This window comes from Corallincola platygyrae, from assembly GCF_039544265.1.
GTDB lineage: Bacteria > Pseudomonadota > Gammaproteobacteria > Enterobacterales > Neiellaceae > Corallincola > Corallincola platygyrae.
Genome location: NZ_BAABLI010000007.1, coordinates 135,641 through 153,789 on the forward strand (window position 1 = coordinate 135,641; position 18,149 = coordinate 153,789).

General features: G+C 48.4%; 18 protein-coding genes. 8 read left to right on the plus strand and 10 right to left on the minus strand.

The annotated features are described in order from the left end of the window. Positions 1-130 precede the first annotated feature (130 nt). On the minus strand, positions 131-1,456 hold the full coding sequence (locus ABEA14_RS05030) for an amidohydrolase family protein (protein WP_377776155.1): 1,326 nt from the start codon (positions 1,454-1,456) through the stop codon (positions 131-133). 391 nt (positions 1,457-1,847) lie between these two features. On the opposite strand from ABEA14_RS05030, the gene ABEA14_RS05035 reads away from it, so the two are divergent. Continuing rightward, entirely contained in the window at positions 1,848-2,225 is a 378-nt protein-coding gene (locus ABEA14_RS05035) for a YbaN family protein (RefSeq protein WP_345338782.1), read from the plus strand. A gap of 44 nt (positions 2,226-2,269) precedes the next feature. Here the strand turns inward: ABEA14_RS05035 and tnpA are convergent, their stop codons facing one another. Then, entirely contained in the window at positions 2,270-2,698 is a 429-nt protein-coding gene (gene tnpA, locus ABEA14_RS19325) for an IS200/IS605 family transposase (protein ID WP_377776156.1), read from the minus strand. Positions 2,699-3,027: 329 nt separating this feature from the next. Between tnpA and ABEA14_RS05040 the strand changes: the two genes are divergently transcribed. The 5 genes from ABEA14_RS05040 (at position 3,028) to nhaD (ending at position 9,292) form a co-directional block, all read left to right on the plus strand. Beyond that, a complete protein-coding gene (locus ABEA14_RS05040) occupies positions 3,028-3,888 on the plus strand; it encodes a DUF3019 domain-containing protein (protein ID WP_345338783.1) in 861 nt (286 codons plus the stop codon). A 2-nt stretch (positions 3,889-3,890) separates the two neighbouring features. Next, entirely contained in the window at positions 3,891-4,619 is a 729-nt protein-coding gene (locus tag ABEA14_RS05045) for a response regulator (RefSeq protein WP_345338785.1), read from the plus strand. Further along, a complete protein-coding gene (locus tag ABEA14_RS05050) occupies positions 4,616-5,911 on the plus strand; it encodes an ATP-binding protein (protein ID WP_345338786.1) in 1,296 nt (431 codons plus the stop codon). Before ABEA14_RS05045 ends, ABEA14_RS05050 begins: the two co-directional genes overlap by 4 nt. A gap of 138 nt (positions 5,912-6,049) precedes the next feature. Continuing rightward, positions 6,050-7,678 (plus strand): alpha-amylase family glycosyl hydrolase, encoded by a 1,629-nt coding sequence (locus tag ABEA14_RS05055; RefSeq protein ID WP_345338787.1) that lies wholly within the window; start codon positions 6,050-6,052, stop codon positions 7,676-7,678. Between the two features lie 228 nt (positions 7,679-7,906). After that, positions 7,907-9,292, plus strand: a complete 1,386-nt coding sequence (nhaD, locus tag ABEA14_RS05060) for a sodium:proton antiporter NhaD (protein ID WP_345338788.1) — start codon at positions 7,907-7,909, stop codon at positions 9,290-9,292. A 94-nt stretch (positions 9,293-9,386) separates the two neighbouring features. On the opposite strand, the gene ABEA14_RS05065 is transcribed toward nhaD, so the two are convergent. Continuing rightward, on the minus strand, positions 9,387-9,896 hold the full coding sequence (locus tag ABEA14_RS05065) for a glycine cleavage system transcriptional repressor (RefSeq protein WP_345338789.1): 510 nt from the start codon (positions 9,894-9,896) through the stop codon (positions 9,387-9,389). A gap of 229 nt (positions 9,897-10,125) precedes the next feature. On the opposite strand from ABEA14_RS05065, the gene ABEA14_RS05070 reads away from it, so the two are divergent. Further along, positions 10,126-11,382, plus strand: a complete 1,257-nt coding sequence (locus ABEA14_RS05070; protein ID WP_345338790.1) for an L-lactate MFS transporter — start codon at positions 10,126-10,128, stop codon at positions 11,380-11,382. Positions 11,383-11,530: 148 nt separating this feature from the next. On the opposite strand, the gene ABEA14_RS05075 is transcribed toward ABEA14_RS05070, so the two are convergent. After that, complete coding sequence (locus tag ABEA14_RS05075; protein WP_345338791.1) at positions 11,531-12,514, minus strand: alpha/beta hydrolase; 984 nt, start codon at positions 12,512-12,514, stop codon at positions 11,531-11,533. A gap of 367 nt (positions 12,515-12,881) precedes the next feature. Between ABEA14_RS05075 and ABEA14_RS19330 the strand changes: the two genes are divergently transcribed. Then, a complete protein-coding gene (locus ABEA14_RS19330; RefSeq protein WP_377776161.1) occupies positions 12,882-13,235 on the plus strand; it encodes an acyloxyacyl hydrolase in 354 nt (117 codons plus the stop codon). Here the strand turns inward: ABEA14_RS19330 and ABEA14_RS05080 are convergent. Genes ABEA14_RS05080 through ABEA14_RS05105 form a run of 6 tightly spaced genes read right to left on the minus strand, consistent with a single transcriptional unit; the run spans position 13,177 to position 18,094 of the window. Continuing rightward, on the minus strand, positions 13,177-13,884 hold the full coding sequence (locus tag ABEA14_RS05080; protein WP_345338792.1) for a 4'-phosphopantetheinyl transferase family protein: 708 nt from the start codon (positions 13,882-13,884) through the stop codon (positions 13,177-13,179). The two genes, ABEA14_RS19330 and ABEA14_RS05080, sit on opposite strands and share 59 nt — an antisense overlap. A 14-nt stretch (positions 13,885-13,898) precedes the next feature. Then, complete coding sequence (locus ABEA14_RS05085; protein WP_345338793.1) at positions 13,899-15,131, minus strand: beta-ketoacyl-ACP synthase; 1,233 nt, start codon at positions 15,129-15,131, stop codon at positions 13,899-13,901. After that, positions 15,131-15,856, minus strand: coding sequence for a 3-oxoacyl-ACP reductase FabG (fabG, locus tag ABEA14_RS05090; RefSeq protein WP_345338794.1), 726 nt, complete (start codon positions 15,854-15,856; stop codon positions 15,131-15,133). Before fabG ends, ABEA14_RS05085 begins: the two co-directional genes overlap by 1 nt. After that, positions 15,849-16,313 (minus strand): hotdog family protein, encoded by a 465-nt coding sequence (locus tag ABEA14_RS05095; RefSeq protein ID WP_345338795.1) that lies wholly within the window; start codon positions 16,311-16,313, stop codon positions 15,849-15,851. Before ABEA14_RS05095 ends, fabG begins: the two co-directional genes overlap by 8 nt. A 3-nt stretch (positions 16,314-16,316) precedes the next feature. After that, entirely contained in the window at positions 16,317-17,501 is a 1,185-nt protein-coding gene (locus ABEA14_RS05100; RefSeq protein ID WP_345338796.1) for a beta-ketoacyl-[acyl-carrier-protein] synthase family protein, read from the minus strand. Further along, complete coding sequence (locus ABEA14_RS05105) at positions 17,501-18,094, minus strand: DUF3261 domain-containing protein (RefSeq protein ID WP_345338797.1); 594 nt, start codon at positions 18,092-18,094, stop codon at positions 17,501-17,503. Before ABEA14_RS05105 ends, ABEA14_RS05100 begins: the two co-directional genes overlap by 1 nt. Positions 18,095-18,149: the final 55 nt, after the last annotated feature.

Below are 18,149 nucleotides of genomic sequence, written 5' to 3' on the forward strand. Positions count from 1 at the left end.
AAAACGGGTTGAAGCGCAGTGTATGACAGTTTTGTTTCAGCCAAATGACGGTTAACCAGTGGTCTCCTCCTATGTTTGCATGGCACAAAAAAAGCGCCTTTCGGCGCTTTTTCGGGGGTGAAAGAGACTACTAGTCTTTGATCACCTTACCGCCTTTCATAACAAAGTCGACATCCAGAAGTTCGGCTAGGTCATCAAGTGGCGAGCCATCAACGGCAATAATGTCGGCCTGTTTGCCTACTTCCAGCGTACCCAGGCTGTCGCTCATATCGATCAGAGCTGCGGCATTCACGGTGGCGGTTTTAATCGCTTCCATTGGTGGCATACCCGCTTTGTGCATCAACAAAAACTCCTGCGCATTGATGCCGTGCTTAGATACGCCACTGTCAGTACCAAACGCGATGTTCACCCCCGCTTTATAGGCTTTAGCGAAGTTACCCTGCATATCCGCGCCCACTCTCAGCGCTTTAGCCTTTTGCCATTCGCTCAGCACATCGGTATTTCTAGCCATCTGTACCACTGTGTCTCCCGCTAAAAGGGTTGGTACCAGATAAGCTCCTGTTTCCTTGAACAATTCAATAGCGTCGTCACTGGCATAAGTGCCGTGTTCAATACTGGCTACACCTGCCTTAAGCGCCGCAACAATGCCATCTTCCTGGTGGGCGTGACTGGTCACTTTGCGTCCCATACGCTGTGCCGCCAATACCACTTCATGCAGCTCATCGGCTTCCATCTGCTGACCCGTGCCGGTTGCACGGTCGGTCAAAACGCCACCTGTCGAGGTGATTTTAATCAGGTCAGCCCCGTATTTAATGGCGTGTCGGGTTGCTCGGCGGCAGTCATAGGGTCCATCACACACGGTGTGATTCTGCTCGTCGAGAAACTCCATAAACTCAGGTTTGATACCACTGATATCCGCATGACCGCCTGTGATACCAACAAACGCAGCAGCAATAATCCGTGGACCATCAATCCAACCGCTATTGATCGCATCACGCATTGCATACATCTCTTGCGTGCTGGAACCCACGTCTCGAACGGTTGTGAATCCAGCATTCAGCGTGCGCATGGCAAACATGTATGAACGCATCTGCATCAACTGATTCGACATTTTCAAGGTTTCTGAATCGTTTTTGGGCCCCAGTTCGCCCTGCAAATGAACATGCATGTCCATCAGCCCGGGGAGTACAAACTGATCTTTGAGATCTATCAGTTTGGCGTCTTTTGCAATGCGGGCAGGATCTTCATAACCATTGAAGGTGGCAGTAATGACACCGTCCCGGATAACCAGGGTCTGCGCCTTTAATGGTTTCTCACCCGGTATTGCCAGTAAGGTACCGGCATGAATGACTGTGGTGCTGACGGCTGCGTCACTTGCCCAAGCCTGTTGCGCAGGCATTAGCAATGCCTGGGTGACAGCCACTGCACCCAATACTGCGGAGCGGATTAGATTCATCTGGAGATCTCGTTTGTTATGGTTTTTTTATACCAATCCGAATAAATATATGGTCAACCAGGAAGCCTGGGCAAGTTCAATTCAAGGCGCAGTCATGCAGCAATGGTTTTTCCCTCGCAAATGTCTGCAACGTAGAAGTGGGCTTGCCCAGACTTCCCCGTAGGGCGGGTTTTAAATCACTTCATGCTGCGTTAACTGATTTCGGCGTAGAACAACTATGCCTTCAATCACCTGCCTTGCCTCAAGTGATTTAAATTCCCGCTGGTAAATCATATTCTTATTAGGATTGGTATTATCAATTTCAGTTTGCCTCAGATTGGACTATTAGCAAAGACAGTTAGCAAAGACACTAGGATTCAGGTTAACCGTAAATTCAGGCAGAATATCGCCAATGAAGAGAGAGCATGGTTATATCAAACGACTATTTCTGACTTGGGCGGCGCTGTTATGCGTGTTGCTTGGGTTAATTGGTGCCGTGCTTCCCGTATTACCCACCACACCCTTTTTAATTCTGGCCACGGTGTTGAGTTTCAACGCCTCTCCGTCATTGCGCCGATGGTTGCTGAAACACCCGCTTTTTGGACAAACTATTCGAAATTACCTGAGACACAGAGCGATCTCTGCCAAAGCCCTGAGAGCGGCTCTTATCACTTTATGGTGCTGCATAGCCCTGAGTATCTGGTTGACCCAAATAGTCTGGCTAGCAGCAATGCTGCTGGTGATCGCAACATCGGTAAGCTGGTACCTGTTGTCACTGCAGCGCGTTTAGTTTGGCTAAGTAGATTCCCACGGGCATGCCCGTGGTTCTTACCGTTACAGCTCCATTCGGAGCTGAGCTGAATCCTTTCGACCTTGATGCTCAACGTAGTTTCGTATTACTTGCTCGTCCAAGCCTACGCTGCTAACGAAGTAACCGGGCGACCACACAATATTTTCTTTCCAATACACTTTCGATAGCCACTTGAAAGTCTTTCTCATGTGAGACGACGATTGGCTTTTTAATCGCCCTATTACATCTGAAACCGCATACTTCGGTGGGATCGTCATAACCATATGAAGATGGTCAAGGTCGAAGCCAATCGTCTCGATCTGCACGCCCGGCGTACTTCGAAGCAGCTTCGGTACGACGACCCGCAAATACTCCACAACGAAAGGTTTCAGAATCCTCCGTCTGTATTTGGTTACCCACACAACGTGGTATTGGAGCCTGTAAACTCCGTGCCCTGAAAAAAATACTTCCATGCTCAGAGAATACAGACGAAGGACTCATTCATCCACGGGTGAACCCGTGGTGTTCTGTCGCTGCGCGACCGTGTACATAAAGTATTGTGCTTATTTAGCGAGATCACACTCTTACAGATCAATTTATTAGAAAACGTGAGCCTGCCCACTTACTGAAATAAAACCCTGATAATTGGCGGTTCTATGACTTTTATCAGTCTCTTGGGTTATTTAAACTCGGTCGCAGATAAGCGGTTGTGTGACTCCATAAATCGGATGAAATTTTTGATTTCAGGAGCGTTTTTTACCGCAGGCATAACCAGGGCTAATAAAGGGATTAACAGGGAAGCATGATGACGTGGCGGCTACTGACATGTGCACTGACTATGCTGCTCTCTGGTTATTGTATCGGTGCCGATGCACCTGAACAGCCAAATACTCTGGATATCCCCACCTTTATCTCAAAAAATCAAAGCGCTGCCACCGTCCCTCTATTGCTCAAACCTTCGGAATTGGTCAACTACCTGCGGGTACGTTACGCCTATCAACCTATCGACGTAGCAATCGACCAAGGCTTGATGACCCTGGCATGGAAAAATGTTGCGCCCGAATATGTGGTAGTAAATCGTCCCAAAGGTCGCGCGCTTCATGACCGATCTTTCTGGCAATCTGTCCTGACAAACTACAAGGACAGCAGCATCAGAGAAACGCAATTTACCATTGAAAACTATACCCAGTATGCCAATAGCAATTTTGAAGTTATCGCTATCAACCAAATTAATGACAGACCGCGCTTTACCGTTATTGGTCAGGTGACAATTCCCAGTCAGGCAGAGGTTCTTGCTGAAACCGGGATGATTGTGTCACCCACGGTGATAGATGCTGAGCTGGAGAACTCCCCTATTCTCTCGGCCACGCCCGACAAATGCGTCGTTCAAAGCAAGGGAGAGCCCTGTCGAGCCAGCATTAGCTTGACCTGGCAACTAGATACCCCGCAGAACGTTTGTCTCTACCTCGGCAGACGCTATCGCCCTCTGCAATGTTGGGAAAATCAAACCAGTGACGTATTTAGTTATGAGTTTGACTCAACCCAGACACTTAATTTTTGGCTATCTCGTATGCCAGACCGACGACGTTTAGCTGAAAAACGGATCAGTGTGGTTTGGGTGTACGAACAACAGAAGAAACCTCGCCGTTGGCGGATTTTCTAGATATGGATATGAAGAAATCAATATTGCTGGTTGAAGATGATCTTTCGCTGGCCGACTGGATCCGGGAATTCCTGGTCGACAATGAGTTTGATGTGACCCATGTTGATCGGGGAGACAAAGCCCTTGAGGTATTTAATCACAGCAAATTTGATCTGGTGTTACTTGATGTCATGCTGCCTGGCATGAATGGTATCGAAGTTTGCCGACAGATCCGAAATCAATCTGATGCCCCTATCCTAATCATGAGCGCTCGCGGTGATGAATATGACGAAGTAATGGGGCTGGAAGCGGGTGCCAATGATTATGTGATTAAACCCGTTCGCCCGCGAGCCTTGCTGGCTCGTATCAATGCCTTTATCAGCCGGACAGGGCAAACCAACAGAACAGATCAAATCCGGTATGGTGCGCTTGAGCTTAACCTGACCTGCGAACGCGTGCATTGGTGTGGTGAAGAGGTCGAGCTATCCAGTGGATTGTTTTCTTTCCTCTGGTTCCTGGCTAGCCATGCGGGTCAGATAGTGTCCCGAGAAACCGCGTTCAAAGAGCTTCGGGGCTTCGACTATGACGGCATAGACCGTAGATTTGACGTCATGTTATCAACATTAAGACGCACTTTCGGCGACGATCCCCAGCATCCACAAAAACTGAAAACGGTCTGGGGCAAAGGTTATCTGTTTGTACCTGACGCCTGGCATACCGAGCCTGCGACCTTAGATGCAGATGGCCAATGACCCGTTTATACCTCAGCATTATCATCTCTGCGCTTAGCGGGCTGTTTCTGCTGGGGTGGGGATTTGATCTGATCGCGACTCAGTCGGAGCCTTCCTCTGCGGATTCTCATACCAGTTATCACAGGCAATTGGTTGATGGCATCGCTTCTCAGCTTTCTCGCGTAACGGCAGAGCAACTGCCTGCAACACTCCACCAGATTGGCCAGGACTATCATCTGTCTCTTGGATTAGAGCGCCGTAATGACTTTGCCCTACCCCAGGAACTTGCTCAGCAACTCTCAACGCCGGGCGGCCTGCTGCTTGGTTCTGAATCAGGTCCAACCCTATATCGCGCTCTTCCGGGCAACCCAGACACACTTTTGTTGCTCCACTTGCCGCCCGCTGAACAAACATACAGTGACGTCGATGTGGCTATGAGTCTTGCCTTTTACGCGGGACTTTGTGGGATCCTGATACTCTGGCTTTGGCCACTCACCCGTAGCCTGTTTGGCCTGAACCACGCTGCTGCGAAAATAGCTAAAGGTGAGTTAAAGGTAAGAGTTACGCCACCAAGGTTTTCCTATCTCGAAAAACTGGAAACCAGTTTTAACCACATGGCATCTCAGATAGAAAAGCTGATGACCGACAATAAGGTGTTGGCCCGCAGTTTGTCCCACGATATTCGCACGCCGATGGCCTGCCTGCGATTTGGCTTAGAAGCGGCACAAGAGAGCCAGGACCTAGACAAATGCCACTCGTATCTGAGCCGCATGGACGCCGAACTGACCCGAATGGAATCAATGACCACGGCATTTCTGGATTTCGCCTGTATGGAACAACATGGGCAGCGACTGAAGAAAAATGAGTTGGACGCACGTGAACTGGTTTCCGGTATTGCTTCTGAATTTGACCTCCTGGCAACACAGAAGAATCTCATGCTGATGATAGAGCAGCCAGACCATGCAGTAATCTCAAGCTTTGACTTTCAATGGTGCCAACGAGCACTACAAAATCTGGTGGGCAATGCCCTCGCCCATGCTAACAAACAGATTAAACTGACACTTCGAGAAGACAATAACTACCTTGTCATTATCGTTGAAGACGACGGTGACGGTATCCCCGACTCAGAACTGGACAAAGTGTTTACCCCGTTTGTAAAACTGGCACCTGACCGCTCCCGGGAAGATGGTAACTATGGACTAGGCCTTGCGATCGTAGCCCGCGTGATGGAGTGGCACAAAGGTAGTGTCTCTGCATCAAACTCTGATTCTCTTGGTGGTGCCCGATTCGAGATGGTACTGCCAACTGTCTGATTTTGTGACCAATCGCACTGGCTTACAGTTTCTTACAGCCCCTTACATCCATCGTCTTTTTTCCAGCCCACGCTGAGTCAAAATCTCCAACGTCTATCAAGCCGAGCAATTCGGAAATTTACGCACATGGAGATAAAAATGGATAAGAAGGTTCTGGTTAGTGCCATATCTGCAGCACTTTTGCTAAGCGCATGCGGTGGCTCGTCAGGTGGTGAAGAAGTCACCCCTGGTACAGCTGAAGGGTTGTTAGATATGTCCCCGGTAGAAGTCAACGATCAACCGGCCATGCCAGAAGGTTGGCACGAGGGCGCGGTGTTTGCTGAGATCTATGTGCGTGGATATATGGATTCTGATGGCGATGGCATTGGTGATTTCCGCGGCTTGACCTCACGCCTAGATTACCTGCAGGAGTTGGGAGTTGAAGGGATCTGGCTGATGCCGGTAAACGAAAGCTCAGACAATGATCACGGCTACGAGGTTGAAGACTATCGCGCCATGGAAACGGATTACGGCACACGCGAAGATTTCGATGAGTTCTTAGCAGAAGCGCACGCCAGAGGCATCGGTGTGATCATGGATTATGTTGTTAACCACAGTTCTGGCGCTAACCCTTTGTTCCTGGATTCGGATAACGATTTAGGAGGGAAGCGCGACTGGTATGTATGGAGCGATACCAACCCTGTGGATGAAGATGACCGTTGGATTGGCTACTGGGGGCCAGGTTGGCACCCAGGCCAAAACGGCGGTTACTATTACGGTATTTTCCAGCACTACATGCCTGACTTTAACCTGCACAATCAGGATGTCATTAATTTCCACCATGATAACCTCCGTTACTGGCTCAATGCCGGACTCGATGGATTCCGTTTTGATGCTGTCGGTCAGCTGTTTGAAAATGGTCCAGGCCATGAAGGCCAAACCAATCAGCCTGAAAACATGGAAGTACTGTTTGGGTTACAGCAACTGGTCATGGAGGACTACACCAACAGATACATCATCTGTGAAAATCCCTCCAATATTGGAGACACCAACGGCGAACAAGGTTGTGGTTCAGCGTTTGCGTTTGGTATGAACTACCAATTGATCAACACAGTCAGAAATCGCGAAACCGATGAGTACCTGGCTGGTTACTTGAGCTACGACCGTTTAGGCGAAGCGGGCATCATATTGGCCAACCATGACGAATTTGCTGGTCACCGCGTTTACGAGCAGTTGAATGGCAATATCGACAAATACAAGCTGGCTGCCGCCGCTTTGCTAACACTCCCTGGCCGACCATTTATCTACTACGGTGAGGAAGTAGGCATGGGACACGCAAGCGGCATGACCGGTGACTGGGCTCTTCGTGCGCCAATGAGCTGGACACCTCAAGGCGGATTCACCAGCGCTGAGACGCCTTTCCGCAGTTACGCCAGCAATGTGGCAGACTACAATGTTGAAACCGCTCAGGCGGATCCCGACTCACTGCTGAATCACTACAAAGCGCTTATCCATCTGCGTAAAGATAATTCTGCTTTACGTCACGGTGACGTCAATGTGCTTAGAGACGACGAAATTCTCGCTTACACTCGCCAATATGAAGACGAAAGTGTGCTTGTAGTGCTGAATCTAAGTAATGCTGATGCGAGCATCAGCTTGGATCTAGGCGCTCAAGACGCAGCTCTCACTCCTCTCGCTGGCTTTGGAGCTACTGATCTCATGACATCCGAATATGGAGAATTGGATGTTGATCTCACAGGCAACAGTATAGGTATCTTCAGCTACTAGGCTGGATCTTCACCCTGCAAATCGCGGCGCATGCCCATGTGCACCGCGATTTGTGCTACCCGAAGGCTAAGCTGTCTGTTCAATCATTCTTTCTATCCGGTCCGTCCAGTGAATTAGAAATCTTCGATTAGAGTGGGATTTCCTATTAGATATTCAAAACTTATCGAGATTCGATATCTGTTATCTCGTCTATGCTTTGTCGTGAACGTAGCAAGGAGTCTTCCCCACATGAAGCGCACTTTTTCTCATCTTTTCAAACCACTTTTGCTGGTTTTTGCATGTCTGGTGACATTTAATGCTGCCGCATTTGAAGGTCATGCAGACCAACTGGAGGCATTAAACCACCCGCTCGCACTAGTGGCCCTCGCTATTTTTATATTTGCCTATGTTCTGGTGATTTTTGAGGAGCAGCTTCACCTGCCAAAGTCCAAGCCGATGATTAATGCGGCAGGCGTTCTATGGGTACTGGCGGCACTGGTTGGGGCCGAGATGGGCATGACCCATGACGATATCGAACAGGCGGTCACCCATAACCTGGCGGAGTATGCGTCACTGTTCCTGTTCCTGCTGGTGGCGATGATTTACATCAACGCACTGGAAGAGCGCAATATCTTTGAAGCGCTTAAAGGCTACCTGGTAAGCCGCGGGTTCAGCTATCAAAAGCTATTTTGGGTGACCAGTGTAATCGCTTTCTTCCTGTCACCGATTGCAGATAACCTGACCACCGCGCTGATTATGGGCGCTGTAGTGATGGCCGTCGGCAAGGATAGCCCTCAGTTTATTGGCCTGACATGTATCGCTATCGTTGTTGCAGCCAACGCTGGTGGCGCCTTTTCACCGTTTGGTGATATCACCACCTTGATGGTGTGGCAGTCTGGCCATGCCACCTTCTTCGAATTTTTCGAGCTGTTTTTGCCGTCAGTGGCGAACTATCTGATCCCTGCTTTGATCATGTCGCGCTTCATCCCTGAAGGGCAGCCGCCTGCACTGGAAGACAAAGTCATAGTTAAACCCGGAGGTTACCGCGTTTGCGTGCTGTTTTTAGTCACCATCGTTTTGGCTGTGACCTTTGAGAACTTGCTTGGTCTACCGCCTTATCTGGGCATGATGACCGGCCTGTCATTGCTGTTCCTGATGGTTTACTTCGCTCGCAGAAGAGCGCCGGCAGATAGCCCAGACAAGGAATACAATGTGTTCAGTAAGCTGGCGATCCCCGAATGGGATACGTTGCTGTTCTTCTTTGGGGTTATGTACTGCGTGGGCGCGCTGGGCTTTTTGGGGTATCTAACGGCAATATCGGGCGTTATGTACGGCGAATGGGGCGCAACCAATGCCAACATCGCTGCCGGTGCTATCTCCTCGGTGATTGATAACATCCCGGTCATGTTTGCCATTTTGACCATGGAGCCAGAGATGAGCCACTTCCAGTGGTTACTGATCACCTTTACTGCGGGTGTTGGCGGTAGCCTGCTTTCTGTAGGCTCAGCAGCAGGGGTTGCACTGATGGGAGCGGCCCGTGGCCACTACACCTTTATGTCGCACCTTAAATGGACCTGGGCCGTTGCGCTGGGCTACGCCGGCGGTATCGCCGTGCATTTTGCGGTAAATGCTTAATCTCACCACTGTGCTAAGCATCAAAAAAAGCGCCGGCTTTATGTCGGCGTTTTTTTAAACAGCGGAAAGCTGGAGAGCAGTTACGACCGCTTAATTAAACCGGAACAGCCTCACGCACGACCATACCCTTGCTGATCGATTCTATATCTGAAGTGATCGCATCCTGGCTTACGTCTGCCGGCAAATTCAACGTGATATCAGCGGTAAACATGTTGAGACCAAGATCTGTTACCCCCATACGGTGACTTTCCAAATCAACAACCTCAATTCCCTGTTGATCAAACAATTGCGTCAACTCACTGACAAGCCCGGGCCTGTCTCCAGCGTCAACGGAAAACTTCAATCTGGCAGATTTATCTGGGTTAGTCTCTGCCACGTCTGAGAACCTGACGTCTATTCCCTCGCATGTTTCAAAGATCTGATGGAGTTTTTCAGCGTTATCCCTGGCGACTTCAACACGGATCAGCGCAGAAACCTGACCGCCAAGATAACTCACTTTACTGTTAAGCCATGTCGCTCCAATATTGTGGCTATGCTCGACAAGCTCTTTCAGCAATCCAGGGCGAGAATTGCCTACCAAACTTACCAAAGTAACTAGCTTCATATACGTTTTCCCTAATTATTAGAATTGGCCTTGGGGAGGGCGAGGTTAGTCCGAGTAATCTCATCATCTGCAATATAGAAATTGCATTTTTTATATAGGTTATGTGAGCCACTCCAACTACTAGGGAGTTTAGTCTGGTCGTTATTTGATCGTTTGACATACATCAATCTAACTTTGTTAACATCTCAGTTACATTTCATGCAAATAAATAACACCGAAAGGCCCTGAAATGAAAAACCGCTGGCTCATTGCCGCTGCCGCTGTCGGCATTCATGTATCGATTGGATCTGTCTACGCCTGGAGCGTATTCAACCTTCCTCTCGAACAAGCATTTGGCTGGTCCAAAAACGAAGTTGCATGGACCTTCAGTTTCGCCATTTTCTTCCTGGGATTATCGGCCGCTATCGGTGGTCATTTCGTTGAAAAGAATGGCCCACGAAAAGCAGGGCTTGTAGCGGGTACCTTTTGGGGGTTAGGCATGTTGGGGGCTGGTGTAGCCACCTCATTTGGTAACCTCTACATGCTGTGGCTGACCTATGGTGTTATGGGCGGTATTGGTCTCGGTATTGGCTACATCACACCAGTATCAACGCTGGTTAAGTGGTTCCCTGATCGTCGAGGCCTGGCAACCGGGTTAGCGATCATGGGCTTTGGCTTCGGCGCCATGATTGGTGCGCCCATTTTCAACGCCATTATGGACAACATCAGCATCCCAATGACCTTCTTTATCATGGGTGCTGTTTACATGGTGATGATGTACGCATCAGCCCTGTACCTGGAGCGTCCGCCAGAGGGCTGGATGCCTGAGAAAATGAAGCAAGCCATTGATTCAGGCAAGCAGAAGAAAGTAGAAGACCTTTCTCAGCTGACGGCGAACGAAGCAGCGAAAACCGGACCTTTTTATGGACTGTGGATCATGATGTTTATCAACATCAGCTGTGGCATTGCTGTTATCTACTCTGCTTCACCACTGGCACAGGAAAGCATCGGGCTTTCAGCCGTTGAAGCGGCTGCTATTGTGGGTTTGATGTCGCTGTTTAATGGTTTAGGGCGCATCACATGGGCGTCTTTGTCAGACTACTTGGGCAGACCTACTACCTATATGGCGTTCTTCCTGATTCAGATTGTAGCGTTCTATCTGCTGCCCAATATCTCCAGCGTTATCCTATTCCAGATCGTTCTGTATACCATTCTGACCTGCTACGGCGGTGGCTTCGCTACCCTACCCGCTTATATTGGCGACTTGTTTGGTACCAAAGAGTTGGGTGCGATCCACGGCTATGTGCTTACTGCATGGGCGGCGGCAGGACTTGCAGGCCCACAGATCGCAGCTTATGTCCGTACCGTCACCGGCAGCTATGAGATGACCTTGTACATCTTCGCTGCGACATTTGTGATTGCACTTATCGTCTCAGCACTGATGCGTCGTTACGTAAACAAGGTCCGTGCGGAGCAAGAAGTGAAAGGGAATACCGCCACAGCTTAACCTCTAATTAGTTGACTAAAAAAGCCGCTCACGAATGAGCGGCTTTTTACTATACTCTGGACCACAAAGTTTGCGTTTAACTACTCAAGCAAATTCCTTTTATTGCTCCGCAAGCCTTAAAGCCTACTTACCTCGTTTCAGCCAGGCTCTACAAGTTGTCTCTCTCTACCGCCAACAACTGGGCGTTGAAGTCCTTGAGAGCTTTCGCATAGGTGTATTGAGGCGAGATACGCTCGGGCTCATCCAAAACTTGCATCAGCAAGTTTTGATTCTCAGGGTGTTCATTAGCGAAACTTCTTGCGTGTTTACAACCCGGAAGTATCCATAAAGCTTTTTGACCTGAAGCCATGTCGTACATTCCTTTTGTGAATTCCATTGGAATGAGCGCATCAGTATCGCAATGGCTAAACAATATAGGTGTATCAGGGAGGCCGTCTAACCTGCTTTCTGGAGCATATTTGTCATCAACAAAAATTGCCGGCAGCCACGTAATCAATCCTCCCAGCGGGTATTGGCTTACAACGTGTACCGCTGTTTTCTGGTAGCTGTAGAAGCTGGAATCAACGATGACCAACTCGAGGTCATGGGATTCAGCGCTACTGCTCAACCCACTCATCATGATAGCGCCACCCAAAGAGGTACCCCATACGATCTTTTTGTAGTGGTTATTTGGTCGTTCAAACTTGTTCAGGAAACTAAGCATTGAGCGAGCGTCGAGATAGGTCGTCTCAGGGGTGGGAGTTCCGTCGCTTTTGCCGTAACCTGAATAGTCAAAAACCACCACGTCAAACCCTTCATCTAGCAACCACTCCACCTTTTCGAAGGTCTCGGTAATGTTTCCTCTGTTGCCGTGGAAATGCATTACCATACCGGCTGGATTAGACCCCCCTGAGAAATGGATTTGGGCATTAAGCCGATTGCCGGACTCACTATCGATCCAAATCTCTTCATAAGCATACGAATAACTGTCTGGCGAACGAGATATTTCGTGCGTTGGCGCATAAAATGCCCAGTTGCTTGAACAACCCGTGAGGCAAATCAGAGATAGAGCAACAAGATACGCGCGTAACATGGTGGTCCCCTGCGAAGATGGCTTAGAACCTCTAACGGGTGGGACTTCCTCGTCGATCACAATTTCCCTTTATTTCTAGCATAGTCAACTATTTGACAAGCATCACACTTTGTTGACAGTTGAGTACTTTCGAGCCGTTAGATGGCTCATTACTGTCACTCAATCTGTAACCATTGCTCACCTCGCTCAGAGTAATTAAACTTGAGCAAACTCAACCACCTAACAACCCTCTATTGTGATAAAGAAAGTGACTAAGTTAATGCTATGCCTCTGCTCCTTATGTTTCTTCAGTCCAACAACTCTCGCTGAAACACAATGGCTTTTTAATACAGGTATAGGCCCACAGCCTGGTGCTGACCAAGACAATCACACGGTAGGAGTTGACGCCATTTTTTGGCGCTATGATCGCAGTTCACGACAGTCCTTCATGATCGGTACGGGTATCACTTACCTGGGTACGGATGCGAGTAACAACAAAGATTTAGTGGCTTTCTCACTCTTTCCCCAGCTCAACTTGTACGCTGAGCCATGGCAAGACACGCAGCCCTTCTTTTTTGTCAGAGCTTTAGGACCGACCTATATGTCTGATAAGCGGTTAGGTGAGCGAAAGCAAAGTGAGCGTTTTAGCTTTCAAGCACAAATAGGCGCAGGGGTATATTTTGGAAAAGACTTGAATTGGCTGGCAAGTATTTCATATAAACACTTCTCAAACGCAAACTTGTTCAACGAAAACGATGGATTTGATGTGCCAATTGTTTTGACGATAGGTCGACGTTGGTAACTGAAACAGACAGAGATGAATTGCTCAATGCCGCTACCGCGATGAAGTGCTTGTTTCCAAGTCTATCGCACCATAAACGTGCGCCCATAGCAGATGCATAGCTTTCCACAGGCTGCTGTAAACAGGCACTTATCCCCTCCCCGCTCATTTTAGCGAGAGCTTCTTTCATTACCCAGAGACGATTAAACTGCTCACTTTTTTTGGTTTCTGATTCGCAATGGCGAAGTAACTCAGCCTCACTTGCAGAAAAATAGCTGTCAGCAATAGCTTGGTTACGCCTATTGGTTTTCAAAGCTTCCAGATCTACGCCGACGGCGACCGTAGATAAGGCAACAACAACACGATCGCCACAATGAGAAATACTAAAAGTAGGTGTATTAGAGTTAGTACAGAAGGGTTTACCATCGTTAGTCACACCGATACCAACATCAGAGTGTGGTAAACCCATTTCAGCAGACAATAGCCTTCTTAGGAGTATTCGCGCAGTAACGAATTGATTGCGCCGTTGTGGTCGAGAAAAGGTCTTTAAGCGTCTCAATTCGTCTTCAGAGAGATAATTGGTGGGCCACAGCTGTTCTGGCATCAAACCTGAAACATAACAGTCTACAGAGATCGGATGGTTATGTTTGTTTTCAGCTTTGCTCTGCACGTGACCTCGTTCTTCTACCATCGCTTGAAGATCAACGATGTATTGATACCTCCAAAAGCAAAGTTATTGCTCATGACGATGTCCGTATCCAAGGCCAAACCTTGACCAGTGATATAATTCAAATCTCCACAAGCTGGATCTACGTTTTCCAGATTTATGGTTGGAGCAAACCAACCTTCTCTCATCATTTCAATCGCCCACCACGCCTCTAAAGCTCCGCAAGCCCCCAGAGTATGGCCCACATAACTCTTTAAAGAGCTGATCGGTACTCTGCGATTAAAAGTGGCTTGGGTTGCTTGAGTCTCAGCGATATCGCCTCGTTCTGTTGCTGTACCATGTGCACAAACATAGCCAACCTCATCGGCCAGAATCCCCGCGTCAGCCAATGCTAGCTCCATTGCCACCTGCATGGTTTCAGAAGTCGGTTGCGTCACATGCTGAGCGTCACAATTTGTGCCGTAACCAATTAGTTCTGCATAGATTGTTGCCCCGCGAGCCTGAGCATGTTCCAATTCTTCTAGGATAAGCGTTCCAGCACCCTCGCCAATCACTAAGCCATCCCGAGAAACATCAAATGGCCTGGGCGTCATTTCAGGTTGGTCATTTTTCAAGCTTGTCGCATAAAGCGTGTCAAACACTACAGCTTCCGTAGGGCACAACTCTTCTGCGCCTCCAGCAACCATTACTTTTTGGTAGCCGTGTTTGATCGCCTCATATGCATAGCCAATCCCCTGGCTACCAGAGGTACACGCACTACTTGTGGTATGTACTCGACCTTTGAGTTCGAAAAAAAGACTCAAATTAACAGCCGTGGTGTGAGCCATCATCTGAATATAGGACGTTGCCGTTATCCCCGAGCAATCTCCACTGTTTAACATGTTTCCAAACGCAGCAAACGGGCCCGTACTGCCTATGGATGAACCGTATGCAATACCAGTATTACCATTAGTTAATACTGGATCATCGAGTAAACCGGCATCTTCGAGTGCCTGACGTGTTGCAACGGCAGCAAGCCGAGATACGCGTCCCATACTGCGTACTTTCTTTCTAGGAAAGCTCTTGGGCATTTCAAAGTCATGAATAGCCGCTCCAAGCCGAGTGTTCAGCCCTTGAAAACGCTCCCATTCATCAATAGCACCGATAAAGTTTTTTCCCGCTCTTAAGTTGCTTACGGTGGTAATCCAGTCTTTGCCCATAGGCGAAACACCGGACATGCCAGTCACAACGACACGTTTGTTCTGGCTCATCAAGCCAAACCTCCATTCACTGAGATCACCTGTCGTGTAATGTATGCAGCAGAATCAGACATCAAGAATGCAACAGTGGCCGCGACTTCCTCTGGTTGTCCCATTCGCTTCGATGGGATCATCTTCATCGCGTGATCAATCACCTCTTGTTCCACCATACCAGTCTCTATCAAACCAGGCGCTACACAATTGACAGTGATCTTACGACTTGCAAGCTCTAGTGCGAGAGATTTAGTCGCACCAATAATTCCAGCTTTTGAAGCGCTGTAATTAACCTGTCCACGATTTCCAATCACGCCAGATACGGAAGACAAAGTGACTATTCGGCCTCCTTTACGACTGCGAACCATTGGCATGATACAGGGATGCAACACGTTAAACAGGCCATCAAGGTTGGTATGAACAACACGGTCCCAGATTTCACCGTCCATAGCAGGGAAAGCTGCGTCATCGCATACTCCAGCATTGCAAACGATGCCGTAATAAGCCCCATGCTGCTCAATTTGTGCTTCGAGGATCTTCGCAATCTGCTCGCGCTCTGTCAGATCAAATTGCAATACCTCGCCACTGCCACCAGCATTTACGATAGATTCCAGAGTTTGCTCTGCACCTTTAAAATCGCCGCCAAAATGTACTACAACATGAAATCCGTCTTTGGCTAACTGCAGTGCGATCGCACGCCCGATGCCTTTGCTAGCACCGGTGACCAGAACCCTTCTATTCACTTTTATCTCCAATTACTTCTTTTAATTGCTCTTCGTTTGGTTGATAGGTGTTCACTGTCGCATTAACAACTGGCTCGCCATTTTGAGTTACGGCACAAGAGAACGCAGCCATCCCATCTTCTAGGTAAAGCTGTTCAACATCTACGGTAAATTGTTCCAAAGCATTAAATGTACCTCGAGTGCTACGGAATCGACGAGTACCTAACAGAAACCCAAGTTGAACCGGGCGCCCTTCTTCACATGCTTTGTAACCTGCGTGCGCTGCAATGGTTTGTGCCATCCACTCAATCGCTATAGAAGATGACACTTTTCCTGTCCCATCAAGTAACAGGCAGTCTTCTGTTAAGGTAACTTTTGCTGTTGCTGAACTATCGGTTATACCAACTAGCCCATCGATTAAAATCATAGGGTGATCATGTGGCAATAACACCTCGATAGGGTAGCGAAATGGATCCATATGTTAAGCCTCCCTGCCAACAATCAAACTGACGTTGCTACCACCAAATGCAAAATTATTCGTCATACATATAACCTTGGTAAGCCTACTTTCGGGACTGGCAAGGTTAATTTGTGCAAGCCCCGGATCAGATTCACCATCCCAGACATGCGGGGGTAGAAGCCCAGCGGTATTTGATACGTCCAGAGTCAAACAACAAAACGCTAATTCAAGTGCGCCGGCAGCACCGAGCGTATGACCCGTCAGTGCTTTGGTTGAGCTACAAGGTAACTCTACACCAAATACACGATTAACTACTCGGCTTTCCATCTCATCGTTCTTTGGTGTGCCAGTGCCATGAAGGTTTAGGTAGCCTATCTGCTCAGGGGCAAGTCTAGCCTGTTCTAAAGCTGCCATAATCGCCCTTTCAGCGCCGGCGCCAGATGGTTCGGGAGCAGAAATATGATAGGCATCTGACGATTCACCTACGCCCAGCAAGGCTAGTGGTGCAGGCTCTTTGGATACGACAAACAGCGCTGAAGCTTCACCAATATTGATACCGCTGCGATTAACGCTGAAAGGGTTTCCTAGTTCGGTCGAGACAGATTCGAGCGCATCGAATCCATTTACAGTCAATTCGCAAAGACTATCACCACCACCGCATATGACAACGTCACAAAGATCAGCCTGAACCAGTCGCCAAGCAGAAGCGAGCACCTTTCCTGACGACGAGCACGCTGTGGATACCGTGTATACAGGACCTTTGACTCCTGCAGCTTTGGCGATAAATTCTGCAACACTTCCCAGTTCTTGTTTGAGGTAGTGATATGACTCAGGAAACTTGCCCTGCTCAGCAACTTCAATTAGGGCCTGTTCACCCTCAGCAATTCCCGCGGTACTGGAACCTAACACTACACCTATACGAGATGCACCATAGCGACGCTTCAACTCGGTGACTTTGTCTGCAATCTGCTGATAGCTATGAAAAAGCAATCGGCTGTTTCGACATTCATAGTCTGCTAATACACGAGGCAATTGAGACAGTTCGACAGATACACGCCCCAGATAGGTTTGTCTGCCGGAGATAAGCTGATCAGAAGGTTGAAGTGCAGAGCGATCACCACTAAAAAGTCGCTGAGAGATCTTTTCCGGAGAGTCTCCCAAAGGACACGTTACGCCCATTGCATTTATGTACAGTTTTTCACTCATTAGTTCTTATTCGTGTCCAAAGGCTGAATTTCCAATTGATAGCCTAGCCGCAATTGTTCGAATTTCACCGTTCCCTGCCACCTATCAGCATGGCTATAACGGATTTTTATTACCGCCTTATCGTCGCTGAAAATAGTACGGCTATCGCCATTGTCAGCAAGGCTGTATCCGACCTTTGCAAGCTCTTTCTCCAGCGATTGTTGTGGCCAATAAGTAAGGAACACGTCTGTCAACACAAACTCTGGTTCCAATCCTGTATCCACCACAGGGTCTTGAAGATAATTGATACCTATACCGTCATAACGCAACACGAAAAGCGGACTGCCCCAACCAGCCATGGCGCTCATTAACATGTGCTGTTCTGAAAACTGGAGCAAAAAAGGAATACTCTGCGAGTGATTGCCATAATAGAACGTCACCAGTTGTGCCAAACTTTCTGGAACACTTGATTGATTAGCGAGCAAAGGGGGACGGATCTGGTAAAGCGCTGTCGACAAGACGCCTTCAGATAATGCGTCAGGTTCGGGTGCACTGCTACAAGATGCCAGCAATAGAGTTCCAACAAGAGCTATTACCAGAGTGGAAAAACGCAAAGTAACTCCCTGAATTGCGCAGCGACAAAAATTGGGGGCGATTTTACGGATTTGT

Excerpts from the sequence above, each read along its gene's own strand:
- ABEA14_RS05030 (WP_377776155.1), bottom strand. The coding sequence starts at position 1,456 with ATGAATCTAATCCGCTCCGCAGTATTGGGTGCAGTGGCTGTCACCCAG.
- ABEA14_RS05035 (WP_345338782.1), top strand. The coding sequence starts at position 1,848 with ATGAAGAGAGAGCATGGTTATATCAAACGACTATTTCTGACTTGGGCG.
- tnpA (WP_377776156.1), bottom strand. The coding sequence starts at position 2,698 with ATGGAAGTATTTTTTTCAGGGCACGGAGTTTACAGGCTCCAATACCAC.
- ABEA14_RS05040 (WP_345338783.1), top strand. The coding sequence starts at position 3,028 with ATGATGACGTGGCGGCTACTGACATGTGCACTGACTATGCTGCTCTCT.
- ABEA14_RS05045 (WP_345338785.1), top strand. The coding sequence starts at position 3,891 with ATGGATATGAAGAAATCAATATTGCTGGTTGAAGATGATCTTTCGCTG.
- ABEA14_RS05050 (WP_345338786.1), top strand. The coding sequence starts at position 4,616 with ATGACCCGTTTATACCTCAGCATTATCATCTCTGCGCTTAGCGGGCTG.
- ABEA14_RS05055 (WP_345338787.1), top strand. The coding sequence starts at position 6,050 with ATGGATAAGAAGGTTCTGGTTAGTGCCATATCTGCAGCACTTTTGCTA.
- nhaD (WP_345338788.1), top strand. The coding sequence starts at position 7,907 with ATGAAGCGCACTTTTTCTCATCTTTTCAAACCACTTTTGCTGGTTTTT.
- ABEA14_RS05065 (WP_345338789.1), bottom strand. The coding sequence starts at position 9,896 with ATGAAGCTAGTTACTTTGGTAAGTTTGGTAGGCAATTCTCGCCCTGGA.
- ABEA14_RS05070 (WP_345338790.1), top strand. The coding sequence starts at position 10,126 with ATGAAAAACCGCTGGCTCATTGCCGCTGCCGCTGTCGGCATTCATGTA.
- ABEA14_RS19330 (WP_377776161.1), top strand. The coding sequence starts at position 12,882 with ATGATCGGTACGGGTATCACTTACCTGGGTACGGATGCGAGTAACAAC.
- ABEA14_RS05085 (WP_345338793.1), bottom strand. The coding sequence starts at position 15,131 with ATGAGCCAGAACAAACGTGTCGTTGTGACTGGCATGTCCGGTGTTTCG.
- ABEA14_RS05095 (WP_345338795.1), bottom strand. The coding sequence starts at position 16,313 with ATGGATCCATTTCGCTACCCTATCGAGGTGTTATTGCCACATGATCAC.
- ABEA14_RS05100 (WP_345338796.1), bottom strand. The coding sequence starts at position 17,501 with ATGAGTGAAAAACTGTACATAAATGCAATGGGCGTAACGTGTCCTTTG.